The organism is Pseudorhodoplanes sp., from assembly GCF_035565855.1.
Taxonomy (GTDB): Bacteria; Pseudomonadota; Alphaproteobacteria; order Rhizobiales; family Xanthobacteraceae; genus Pseudorhodoplanes.
Genome location: NZ_DATMRX010000021.1, coordinates 1 through 10,311 on the forward strand (window position 1 = coordinate 1; position 10,311 = coordinate 10,311).

A 10,311-nucleotide genomic window follows, 5' to 3' on the forward strand; every position below is an offset into this window, starting at 1 on the left:
CCCGCATCACCATGCCCGGTCCGCCGCCCGCGGGGGTATCATCGACTTGACGATGAACGCCGATCCCAAAGTCCCGGATATCGACGGTATCGAGCGACCATGTGCCCGCGGCCAGGGCCTTGCCGGCGAGGCTGAAGCCCAGCGGGCCCGGAAACATGTCCGGGAAAATGGTGAGGATGGTGGCGCGGAAGGTCATGGCTGCACCGCTTGCGCCGGCGCGCCCCCTCCCCCGTTGTGGGGGAGGGTCGGGGAGGGGGATCGTATGATTGGCAGGTCCTTCAATTCACCCCCCTCCCGGACGCTTCGCGTCCGACCTCCCCCGCAATGGGGAAGGTGAAGAGGGTGAGTCTGCATCATCGCCCTGCACCACAATCTCCTGCGGCATGACGACGACGATCCGGCCGCCGGCGATGTCGATCTGCGGCACCGTCGCCTTGTCGAACGGGATCATGGTCGATTGCCCGTTCGCCGAGAGCTTCAGTTCGAGGATGTCGCCCGCGCCGAAATTATGCAGGGCGACGACCTCGCCCAGCGTCTCGCCCTGCGGCGTGAACGCCGTCAGGCCGATCAGATCGGCATAATAGAACTCGTCGTCATCCGGCGCCGGCAGCCGGTCGCGATCGACATACAGGTTGATGTTGCGCAGCGCTTCGGCCTGCTCGCGGCGCGTGATGCCGACGAAGCGCACCGTGAAGCCGTCGCGCGAGGGTTTGACGCTGTCGATCTCGAGCCGCCGCGCGCCGTCTTCGGTCTCAAGCGGACCGTAGCGCGCGAACGCCTCGGGGTCCTCGGTGAACGAGCGCAGATGCACGCCACCGCGCAGCCCATGCGCGGCGCCGATCTGCGCCACGCAGACTCGTGTCTCGCGCCCGTTGTTCGGACGCGTCATGCGTCAATCAGCTCGCGGCCGGAGCGCCGCCGGCAGCCTTCGCGGCTTCGGCAGCCTTGCGCTCCTTGCGCGGCACGGCCTTTTCCGGGTTGTTGCGCTTCTCGCGCTTCAACACACCGGCTGCATCGAGGAAGCGGGCCACGCGATCGGACGGCTGCGCGCCCTTGGCGATCCAGGCTTTGGCCTTCTCGACGTCGAACTTGAGCCGGTCCTTGTTGTCCTTCGGCATCAGCGGATTGTAATAGCCGAGCCGCTCGATGAAGCGGCCGTCGCGCGGCGAGCGCGAGTCGGCGACGACAATATGATAGACCGGGCGCTTCTTGGTGCCGGCACGGGCCATGCGCAGTACGACGGGCATTTCGATTTCCTTTCGTTTGGATTCGCGAGTGATTGTTGGTGAGTGTTCCGACTATTTCTTTTTGCCGATGCCGTGATAGCCGCCGCCAAGTCCCGGCAACTTGGCGCTGCCGAGGCCGGGCAATCCTCCCGGAAGTCCGGGCATGTTCTGCGGCAGACCGGGCATGCCGGGCGGCAAGCCGCCACCCTGCTGGATCTGCTCCGCCATCTTCTGCATCTCTTCGCGCGAGGGCATGCCGCTGCCGAAACCGAGCGCATTGGCAAGACCGGCGAGCGGGCCGCGTTTGGCGCCGCCCATGGCCTTCATCATGTCGGCCATGCCACGGTGCATTTTCAGAAGCTTGTTGATCTGTTCCGGCGTCGTCCCTGAGCCGGCCGCGATGCGCTTCTTGCGGCTCGCTTTCAGGATGTCCGGGTTGCGGCGCTCCTGCGGAGTCATCGAATCGATGATCGCGCATTGCCGCTTCAGCAGGGATTCGTCGAGATTGGCGGCCGCAAGCTGGTTCTTCATCTTGGCGACGCCGGGCATCATGCCCATCAGCCCGCCGATGCCGCCGAGCTTCTGCATCTGGGCGAGCTGCTCGCGCAGGTCGGCGAGATCGAACGTGCCCTTGCGCATGCGGTCGGCGGCGCGTGCAGCCTTTTCCGCATCGATATTGGCAGCGGCCTTCTCGACGAGCGAGACGATGTCGCCCATCCCGAGGATACGTCCGGCGATACGCTGCGGATCGAACGGCTCGAGCGCATCCATCTTTTCGCCGGTGCCGATCAGCTTGATCGGCTTGCCGGTAACAGCGCGCATCGACAGCGCGGCGCCGCCGCGGCCGTCGCCGTCGACGCGGGTCATCACGATGCCGGTCAGCCCGACGCGTTCGTCGAAGGCCTTGGCGAGATTGACGGCGTCCTGGCCGGTCAGGGCGTCGGCGACCAGCAGCACTTCATGCGGACTGGCGGCATTTTTCACCTCCGCCGCTTCCGCCATCATCGCTTCGTCGAGCGTGATGCGGCCGGCGGTATCGAGGATGACGACGTCATAGCCGCCGAGCTTCGCGGCTTCGATGGCGCGCCTTGAGATTTGCGTCGGCGTCTGACCGGCGACGATCGGCAGGGTATCGACGCCGACCTGTTTGCCGAGCACGGCGAGCTGCTCCATCGCCGCCGGACGGCGGGTGTCGAGCGAGGCCATCAGCACCTTGCGCCGCGACTGATCGGTGATGCGCTTGGCGATCTTCGCGCTGGTCGTGGTTTTGCCGGAGCCCTGCAGGCCGACCATCATGATCGCGACCGGCGGCGCGGCATTCAGGTCGACCGGGTCCGCGTCCGAACCGAGCGTATTGACCAGCTCGTCATGGACGATCTTCACGACCATCTGGCCGGGCGTTACCGACTTGATGACGGATTCGCCGACCGCCTTCTGGCGCACCCGATCGATGAAGCCGCGCGCGACGTCCAGCGAGACGTCGGCTTCCAGCAGCGCACGCCGCACTTCGCGCATCGCGGCATCGACATCCTCAGGCCGCAGCGCGCCGCGCTTCGTCAGGGTGTCGAGAATCCCGCTCAGGCGATCCGACAGATTGTCGAACATTCGCTTTCTCTTTCTTCACCCCGTCCCGGTTCCGGGACGCAGCCAAAGCAGAAAACGCCCGAGGGCGCACAGCGCTGTCGGGCGGGGACCTCCGGCCTCACGGGCCGGTCGGCGGCTAAACGTCACGTCTCTTTCGAGAGTGCGCGGAAACTAGGGGCGGGGGGCCCGGGAGTCAAGGAAACCCGCGCCCTGCGACCTTCCTATTGCCCTATTGCGGCTTGGGCTGGGCCTCCGGCTCCGCCCGGGGCGCGGTCTCCGGGGGCGCGGGGAGTGCGTCCGGCTCTTTCGGGGCCTCCGGAGTGGCCTCGTCCCGGACCGGGAAGATCACCTCGATCACCAATTCGTCCTCGGGCGTGGTCCGCGGGTCCGTCACATAGCGCTCGATGAAAAGTTCGCCCGGCTCGAGCTTCTTTTCGTCGAAGAAGTTGGTGATCGCTTCGTAGAGGTTCTCCATCCCGTCATAGGCGCCGCGATGGATGAATTTATAGGCCTTGCCCTTCGGCGAGGTGCCGACCGTGATGTCGCCCTGCGGCGGGTTCTGGAACGGGCCCATCACCGGCACCGCCGCCCGGAAATCGAAGCCGGTGTCGTCGGCTCCGGTGTAGATCATCATCGCGTCGCCGTCCGGCTTCAGACCGCGCCGGTCGATATATTCGTGAACGGTCTTGATGGCTTCGACCAGCGTCTCGTAGGCGGTATCCCAGGTGCCGCTGCCCTGCAGATAGACGATGGTCTTTTCGGGAAGCGTGATCTCGACCCCGAACGCGTCTTCATGCTGTGCGAGCGCCGGCACTCCTGAAAAAAGTGCAGTCGCCAGGGCCAAAAAGGCGCCAGCCAGCAAGCGGCGAGTCAGCATGTAGGGTCTCCGTGCAAGCCGCACATTACGGTCGTGATGCGGACCTTTTCATGTCAGGAACATCGCACGCCTGCATTTAATTGCTGCAAGAGGCAAGGCTGGCGAGGCCATGCTGGCCAAGCCGCAAGGTTTGCCCCATATAGGCCGGGTCGGAACCCCTTTCGCATCGGCCATGAGCGCGCTCGCCAACCACGCCTTCGTGAAGATGAACGGCATCGGCAACGAGATTGTCGTGCTGGACATGCGCGCGCATCCGCAACCGATTAGTCCGGCGGACGCACGCGCGATCGCGGCGCCCGAAGGCACCCCGTACGACCAGCTCATGGTGCTCTATCCACCGCGCGTCGCCGGCACCGAGAGCTACGTGCGCATCTACAACAATGACGGCTCGGAAGCCGGGGCCTGCGGCAACGGCATGCGCTGCGTCGCCTCGATCGTATTCGACGAAACCGGCAAGGATGCGCTGACCTTCCAGACCAAGGCCGGGCTGATCAATTGCTGGCGGGGGCCGGAGGCCGGCACGTTCACCGTGGACATGGGCACGCCGCGCTTCGGCTGGAAGGACATTCCGCTCGCCGAGGAATTTCGCGACACCCGCGGCATCGAGCTGCAGATCGGTCCGATCGACAAGCCGATCCTGCACACGCCGTCGGTGGTCAGCATGGGCAACCCGCATGCGGTGTTCTGGGTGGACGATCCCTATGCCTACGATCTGGCGAAGCTCGGCCCGTTGCTCGAGCACCATCCGATCTTTCCCGAACGCGCCAACATCACGCTCGCCGCGATCAAGTCGCGCGACCACGTCGTGATGCGCACCTGGGAGCGGGGGGCCGGCCTGACCAAGGCCTGCGGCTCGGCCGCCTGCGCCACCGCCGTGGCCGCGGCGCGTCTCAACCGCACGGATCGCAAGGTGCGGATGTCGTTGCCGGGCGGGGACCTCATCATCGAATGGCGCGAGCGCGACGATCATGTGCTGATGACCGGCGGCGTGGAATTCGAGCGCGAGGGCCGCTTCGACCCATCCTTGTTCGCCAATACGGCGAGCACGGCTTAGGCGGCGGGCGGAGATGGGCGTCGACATCGTCACCTTCGGCTGCCGCCTCAACACGCATGAATCCGAGATCATGCGGACGAAGGCGCACGAAGCCGGGCTGACAGATGCGGTGGTGGTGAACACCTGCGCGGTCACCGCGGAGGCGGTGCGGCAGGCGCGTCAGACCATCCGCAGGATACGGCGTGAAAATCCGGCCGCGCGCATCGTCGTCACCGGCTGTGCCGCCCAGACCGAACCCGCAACCTTCGCGGCGATGCCGGAAGTCGATCGCGTGGTCGGCAATACCGAAAAGTTCGATGTCGCGGCCTGGAAAGACACCAATGCGCTGTTCGCGCGCGGCGCATTCGGGATCGACGCCGAGGAGAAGGTGGTCGTCAACGACATCATGGCGGTGCGCGAAACCGCGCTGCATCTCATCGACGGGCTCGAGGGGCGGGCCCGCGCCACGGTGCAGATCCAGAATGGCTGCGACCATCGCTGCACGTTCTGCATCATCCCTTACGGCCGCGGCAATTCGCGCTCGGTGCCGATGGGCGAAATCGTGGAACAGGTGCGACGCCTCGTCGAAAACGGCTATCGCGAGATCGTGCTGACCGGCGTCGACATCACGAGCTACGGGCAAAATCTCCCCGGCCAGCCGAAGCTCGGTGCGCTGGTGAAGCAGATCCTCAAGCACGTGCCGGAGCTGGCACGGCTGCGACTGTCGTCGATCGATTCGGTCGAGGCCGATGCCGATCTTCTTGACGCGCTCGCATCGGAATCGCGGCTGATGCCGCATCTGCATCTATCGCTGCAGGCGGGCGACGACATGATCCTCAAGCGCATGAAGCGCCGGCATCTGCGCGCAGATGCAATCCGCTTTTGCGATCAGGTGCGGCGGCTGCGGCCTGATGTGGTGTTCGGCGCCGACATCATTGCCGGATTTCCGACCGAAACCGAGGCGATGTTCACGCGTTCACTCGACATCGTGGACGAATGCGCACTGACCCATCTGCATGTCTTTCCGTTTTCGCCGCGGCCCGGAACCCCGGCCGCGCGGATGCCGCAGGTCGCGCGCGATGTCGTGAAAGAGCGCGCGCGGCGTCTTCGTGAGAAAGGCGAAGACGCACTGCGCCGTCACCTCGACAGCGAGATCGGCCGCACACGCAGCGTGCTCATTGAGTCCGATACCATCGGACGAACAATCCAGTTCACGCCGGTGCGGCTCGATCGCCTTGCCGCGCCGCCCGGATCGCTCGTCGACGTGAGCATATCCGGTCATGATGGCCGTCAGCTCATCGCCGCGTGACCCATGCTTGTCCGTGTCGGCGAGATCTTTTCCGAGACGCTGACAATGACGCCCGACGAGGCCAAGGCGTTCTCACGCGCGGCACGCGATTTCAATCCGCTGCATCTCGATGAAAAGGCTGCCGCGAACAGCCGCTACAAGAAGCTGATCGTCAGCGGCACGCAAATGGCGGCACATCTGATGGCGCTGACGGCGACGCATTTCACCGCGCGCGCCGAAGCGGTTGGCCTTGATTTCGCTCTGCGCTTTCACAAGCCGGTCTATGCCGACGAGACCATCACATTGACCTGGGAAGTGATCGCGGTGAATGCGACCGCGGCCGGACGCGAGGTCGTGGATCTGAAGGGCCGCGTGCTCAATGAAAAGGGCGAGGTCGCCGTTTCCGCGACCGGCCGCATCATGGTGGCGGAGAGTCTGTAGCCTCTGCCGATTCGCCCGCCCAACCGCAGCGGGCCATCGCGTCCTGCATCTGCGGCGGCACCGGTGCAGTCACGCGGATCGGCGGCTTGTTCTTGTAGAGCGGGACCACGATCTCGCGTGAGAGGAGATGCAGTCCGGGGCCGCCGAACCGTGGCGCCTTGCCATAGATGCTGTCGCCCAGGATCGGCCAGCCCATCGCCTGGCAATGCACGCGAAGCTGGTGCGTGCGGCCGGTGACAGGTTCGAGGGCGAGCCAGGTGAGGGGCGTGTCGCCGCCGGTGCGGCCCATCACCTTCCATGTGGTCAGGCTGGGCTGCCCCGACGGATCGACCTTCATCCACCAGCCGCGGGACTGGTCCCGGCGCGCCAGCGGCAGATCGATGGTGCCTTCGTCGGCATCCGGGCTGCCCTCGACCACGGCCCAGTAGGTCTTCCCAACCTTGCCGTCCTTGAACAGTTCGCCGAGCGTCGCCAGGGCCTTGCGATGGCGTCCGAGGATGAGACACCCCGCGGTCTCCCGGTCGAGCCGGTGGGCGAGTTCCGGCGGCCGCGGCAAACCGAAGCGGAGCGCATCGAAGTGATCCTGCAAGGCGCCCTGGATACCGGCGGCCTTGGCGGCCGCGCCCTTTGGCCCGCGGTGAACCGGCAGACCGGCCGGCTTGTCGATCACCAGCATCAGCCCGTCGCGATACAGAAGCCGCGCCACCATCTCTTCCGGAGTCATGCGGAAACCGCTATCACGACGCCGCCCATGAATGACAGCACCACAGAAGAAAACCGCACCAGCTGGTGGCGCCGCCTCAGCAGCGGACTGAAAAAGAGCTCAAGCTCGATCGGAACCGCGATCACCGATCTCGTCAGCAAGCGGCAGCTCGATGCCGAAGCGCTTGACCAGATTGAGGAAGCGATGATCCGCGCCGATCTCGGCCTCGCAACGGCGGCCCGGATCAGCGACGTGATCGGGCAGGGGCGCTACCGGCAAAATCCCGATGAAAATGCGCTCAAGGCGATCATCGCGGATGAAGTCGAGAAGGTCCTCATTCCGGTCGCGCAGCCTCTGAAGATCGAGGGTGCGAAGCCGTTCGTGATCCTGGTCGCCGGCGTAAACGGGTCCGGCAAGACCACCACGATCGGCAAGCTTGCCGCGACATTCTCCAAGGATGGCCGCAAGGTCATGCTCGCGGCCGGGGATACATTTCGCGCCGCCGCGATCGAGCAGCTCAAGATCTGGGGCGGCCGGGTCGGCGCCAAGGTCATCGCGCGGGAACAGGGGTCGGATGCGGCCGGGATCGCATTCGATGCCGTTGCCGCCGCCAAGGCCGACGATGTGGATGTGCTCCTGATCGATACGGCGGGCCGGCTCCAGAATCGCACCGAGCTGATGACCGAACTCGAGAAGATGATCCGGGTCATGAAGAAGGTCGACCCGACCGCGCCGCACGCGGTGCTGCTGGTGCTGGATGCGACGGTCGGCCAGAACGCGATTTCGCAGGTCGAGGCGTTCGGCAAGACCGCGGGCGTCACCGGCCTCGTGATGACGAAGCTCGACGGCACGGCGCGCGGCGGCATTCTCGTCGCCATCGCCGAGAAGTTCAAAATGCCGGTGCATTTCATCGGCGTCGGTGAAAGCGTCGATGACCTGCAGCCCTTCACCGCGCGCGATTTCGCACGAGCGATGGCCGGCCTCGAGAACTGAGCGGCTTTCCGGACGCGTCCGGCGGACGCAGCGGAGCCACCTCGCCAAGCGCGGCGGATTCAGGCTACACAGCGTCCATGGACCGGAAAGCCCAGCTCAACCCCTTCGTGAAACTCGCGCTCGATTTCGGGCCGCTCATTCTGTTCTTCGTCGTGAACGGGCGCGCCGGAATTTTCTGGGCTACCGGTGTCTTCATGGCGGCCGTGGTGGTCGCGATCCTTGTGTCCTATGCGCTGATCCGCCGGTTTCCGGTGATGACGCTGGTCACCGCCTTCATCGTCGTCGTGTTCGGTACGCTCACCATCGTTTTGCAGAACGATGTGTTCGTGAAGATGAAGACCACGATCATCTATCTTTTGTTTGCGGGGGTCCTGACCGCGGGCATCGTCCTGAAGAAGCCGTTCCTGGAGATCGCGTTCGATTCGGTGTTTCACCTCACCGAAGAGGGTTGGCGCATCCTGACGATCCGCTGGATCGTCTTCTTCGTCGTGATGGCGATCGTGAACGAGGTCGTGTGGCGCACGCAGACGACGGATTTCTGGGTGGCGTTCAAGACCTTCGGCTTCGTTCCGCTGACCTTCATCTTCGCGCTGGCGCAGCTGCCGGTGCTGCAGAAATATGCGGTGAAGTCGGACGAGACATGACGATAGCGACCGCAGCGGCGTTGTTTGCTGTGATGGCAGCGTTGGCGGCGCTGCCGAGCTCGAGTGTGGCTGTCGTCGTGTTGCGTTCAGCATCGCTCGGTATCCGCAGCGGCATCGCCGCAGCCTTCGGCATTGCCTGCGCCGATCTTGTTTTTGTCGCGCTCGCTGTCGCCGGCATGACCGCCTTGTCCGAGGTGATGGGCAGTCTGTTCGCCACCCTGCGCTATCTCGGCGCGATCTATCTGATCTGGTGCGGCATCGGCCTGATCCGCGGCAACGCGGCCGCGTCATGGCACATGCCCCATCGGTGGGGTGGCTCGGGTGCGAGCTTTATCGCCGGATTCGTTCTCACCCTGGGCGACGTGAAGGCGATCCTGTTCTATGCCGCCTTGTTTCCGGTCTTCGTCGATATTCCTGCGCTCGGCGTTCGCGATCTTGTGGCAATCGCCGCGATCACCGTCGTTGCCGTTGGCGGCGTCAAGATTGCCTATGCGATTGCGGCCCGGTCGATCGCCCAGAAGGTCGGTACGTTACCAGTGGCAAGACCGGCGCAGATAGCCTGTGGCGGGCTGATGGTTGGCATTGGCGGCTATCTTGTCGTGAAGCCGTAACCGGCTATCATTCGGCCTTCGCCGCAAGCGCCTTCTCGATGACCGGCATCAGCACCGATTTCAGGTTCTGCTCGGTGATGGGGCCGACAAGCTTGTAGGCGATGCGGCCGTCGCGCCCGACGACAAATGTCTCCGGCACGCCATAGACACCCCATTCGATCGCGGCGCGTCCGTTCGGATCGGCGCCGACCGCGGCAAACGGATTGCCGTAGCGGCCGATGAAGCGCCGCGCATTGTCGGGCTGGTCCTTGTAATTGATGCCGACGAGACGGATGCGCTTGTCGTTCGCGAGCTGTTCGAGCTGCGGGACCTCGTCGTGACAGGGCACGCACCATGACGCCCACACATTCACCAGCGTCACGTTGCCCTTGAAGTCGGCGCTATTGAGCCCCGGAACCGGCTTGCCGTCCGTTACCAGCCCAAGGACAGGGGGGAGGTCGCCACGCGGAGCCTCGCGTCCGATCAGCGCCGATGGAATGCGCGAAGGATCGCCGGCGCCGAGCCGATACAGGAACAGCGCCGCTAGCCCGAGAAAAAGCAATAGCGGCAACGCGACAAGCAGTTTGCGGCGCATCCCGCCGCCGGCTGTCTCCGATGCGATACTCATGCGAGGGAGGCGCGCGTTGCGGTTTTGGGCGCGCTCTTGCGTTCGTCCGAGCGCCGCGTGATGCCGCGCGATTCGAAATCGGCGAGCGTGCGTTTCAGCGCGCGGTTCTCAGCGACGATCCAGCCGATCAGGAGCGCGAGAATGAAGGCGCTCGCGGCGTAAGCTGCGATGATGAAGGTGGCGTGCGGTCCGAGGTCCATGGCGTTGTGTCCGCTATCGTCCGGGCGCGGCTTCCGCCTGCAATAGCTGCATGGAGCGGATGCGGCGCTTGAGAATTTCGTTGCGCATGGCGGCGAGGTGCAGC

At 65.0% G+C, this 10,311-nt stretch carries 13 protein-coding genes and 1 pseudogene; 6 read left to right on the forward strand and 8 right to left on the reverse strand.

The window, feature by feature from the left end:
* The 5 genes and pseudogenes from VN004_RS01145 to VN004_RS01165 form a co-directional block, all read right to left on the reverse strand.
* A pseudogene (locus VN004_RS01145) lies at positions 1–196 on the reverse strand (tRNA (guanosine(37)-N1)-methyltransferase TrmD); the annotation flags it as partial.
* 87 nt (positions 197–283) lie between these two features.
* Complete coding sequence (gene rimM / locus VN004_RS01150) at positions 284–889, reverse strand: ribosome maturation factor RimM (RefSeq protein ID WP_325606271.1); 606 nt, start codon at positions 887–889, stop codon at positions 284–286.
* A gap of 7 nt (positions 890–896) precedes the next feature.
* Positions 897–1,247 carry a 30S ribosomal protein S16 gene (gene rpsP, locus VN004_RS01155; RefSeq protein ID WP_325606272.1) on the reverse strand — a complete coding sequence of 117 codons (351 nt, stop codon included), beginning with the start codon at positions 1,245–1,247 and terminating at the stop codon, positions 897–899.
* Between the two features lie 51 nt (positions 1,248–1,298).
* Complete coding sequence (ffh, locus tag VN004_RS01160; RefSeq protein WP_325606273.1) at positions 1,299–2,831, reverse strand: signal recognition particle protein; 1,533 nt, start codon at positions 2,829–2,831, stop codon at positions 1,299–1,301.
* Between the two features lie 208 nt (positions 2,832–3,039).
* Positions 3,040–3,687, reverse strand: a complete 648-nt coding sequence (locus tag VN004_RS01165) for a GyrI-like domain-containing protein (RefSeq protein WP_325606274.1) — start codon at positions 3,685–3,687, stop codon at positions 3,040–3,042.
* A gap of 172 nt (positions 3,688–3,859) precedes the next feature.
* On the opposite strand from VN004_RS01165, the gene dapF reads away from it, so the two are divergent.
* From dapF to VN004_RS01180, 3 genes are read left to right on the forward strand one after another with little or no spacing between them, the layout of a single operon-like run.
* Entirely contained in the window at positions 3,860–4,741 is an 882-nt protein-coding gene (dapF, locus tag VN004_RS01170; protein ID WP_325606275.1) for a diaminopimelate epimerase, read from the forward strand.
* A gap of 13 nt (positions 4,742–4,754) precedes the next feature.
* Positions 4,755–6,029, forward strand: coding sequence for a tRNA (N(6)-L-threonylcarbamoyladenosine(37)-C(2))-methylthiotransferase MtaB (mtaB, locus tag VN004_RS01175; RefSeq protein ID WP_325606276.1), 1,275 nt, complete (start codon positions 4,755–4,757; stop codon positions 6,027–6,029).
* A 3-nt stretch (positions 6,030–6,032) separates the two neighbouring features.
* Positions 6,033–6,449 (forward strand): MaoC family dehydratase, encoded by a 417-nt coding sequence (locus tag VN004_RS01180; RefSeq protein ID WP_325606277.1) that lies wholly within the window; start codon positions 6,033–6,035, stop codon positions 6,447–6,449.
* On the opposite strand, the gene VN004_RS01185 is transcribed toward VN004_RS01180, so the two are convergent.
* Entirely contained in the window at positions 6,427–7,173 is a 747-nt protein-coding gene (locus tag VN004_RS01185) for an RNA pseudouridine synthase (protein WP_325606278.1), read from the reverse strand. The genes VN004_RS01180 and VN004_RS01185 overlap by 23 nt on opposite strands.
* A gap of 27 nt (positions 7,174–7,200) precedes the next feature.
* Between VN004_RS01185 and ftsY the strand changes: the two genes are divergently transcribed.
* The 3 genes from ftsY (at position 7,201) to VN004_RS01200 (ending at position 9,400) form a co-directional block, all read left to right on the forward strand.
* On the forward strand, positions 7,201–8,145 hold the full coding sequence (ftsY, locus tag VN004_RS01190) for a signal recognition particle-docking protein FtsY (protein WP_325606279.1): 945 nt from the start codon (positions 7,201–7,203) through the stop codon (positions 8,143–8,145).
* A gap of 77 nt (positions 8,146–8,222) precedes the next feature.
* Entirely contained in the window at positions 8,223–8,789 is a 567-nt protein-coding gene (locus VN004_RS01195) for a septation protein A (RefSeq protein WP_325606280.1), read from the forward strand.
* Positions 8,786–9,400, forward strand: a complete 615-nt coding sequence (locus tag VN004_RS01200; protein ID WP_325606281.1) for a LysE family translocator — start codon at positions 8,786–8,788, stop codon at positions 9,398–9,400. The genes VN004_RS01195 and VN004_RS01200 overlap by 4 nt, the downstream gene beginning before the upstream one ends.
* A gap of 7 nt (positions 9,401–9,407) precedes the next feature.
* Here the strand turns inward: VN004_RS01200 and VN004_RS01205 are convergent, their stop codons facing one another.
* Both VN004_RS01205 and ccmD read right to left on the reverse strand, forming a co-directional pair.
* Entirely contained in the window at positions 9,408–10,007 is a 600-nt protein-coding gene (locus VN004_RS01205) for a DsbE family thiol:disulfide interchange protein (protein ID WP_325606282.1), read from the reverse strand.
* Complete coding sequence (gene ccmD / locus VN004_RS01210) at positions 10,004–10,207, reverse strand: heme exporter protein CcmD (RefSeq protein ID WP_325606283.1); 204 nt, start codon at positions 10,205–10,207, stop codon at positions 10,004–10,006. Before ccmD ends, VN004_RS01205 begins: the two co-directional genes overlap by 4 nt.
* Positions 10,208–10,311 lie beyond the last annotated feature (104 nt).

Coding starts and splice junctions, on each gene's coding strand:
- rimM (WP_325606271.1), bottom strand. CDS start 889: ATGACGCGTCCGAACAACGGGCGCGAGACACGAGTCTGCGTGGCGCAG.
- rpsP (WP_325606272.1), bottom strand. CDS start 1,247: ATGCCCGTCGTACTGCGCATGGCCCGTGCCGGCACCAAGAAGCGCCCG.
- ffh (WP_325606273.1), bottom strand. CDS start 2,831: ATGTTCGACAATCTGTCGGATCGCCTGAGCGGGATTCTCGACACCCTG.
- VN004_RS01165 (WP_325606274.1), bottom strand. CDS start 3,687: ATGCTGACTCGCCGCTTGCTGGCTGGCGCCTTTTTGGCCCTGGCGACT.
- dapF (WP_325606275.1), top strand. CDS start 3,860: ATGAGCGCGCTCGCCAACCACGCCTTCGTGAAGATGAACGGCATCGGC.
- mtaB (WP_325606276.1), top strand. CDS start 4,755: ATGGGCGTCGACATCGTCACCTTCGGCTGCCGCCTCAACACGCATGAA.
- VN004_RS01180 (WP_325606277.1), top strand. CDS start 6,033: ATGCTTGTCCGTGTCGGCGAGATCTTTTCCGAGACGCTGACAATGACG.
- VN004_RS01185 (WP_325606278.1), bottom strand. CDS start 7,173: ATGACTCCGGAAGAGATGGTGGCGCGGCTTCTGTATCGCGACGGGCTG.
- ftsY (WP_325606279.1), top strand. CDS start 7,201: ATGAATGACAGCACCACAGAAGAAAACCGCACCAGCTGGTGGCGCCGC.
- VN004_RS01195 (WP_325606280.1), top strand. CDS start 8,223: ATGGACCGGAAAGCCCAGCTCAACCCCTTCGTGAAACTCGCGCTCGAT.
- VN004_RS01200 (WP_325606281.1), top strand. CDS start 8,786: ATGACGATAGCGACCGCAGCGGCGTTGTTTGCTGTGATGGCAGCGTTG.
- VN004_RS01205 (WP_325606282.1), bottom strand. CDS start 10,007: ATGAGTATCGCATCGGAGACAGCCGGCGGCGGGATGCGCCGCAAACTG.
- ccmD (WP_325606283.1), bottom strand. CDS start 10,207: ATGGACCTCGGACCGCACGCCACCTTCATCATCGCAGCTTACGCCGCG.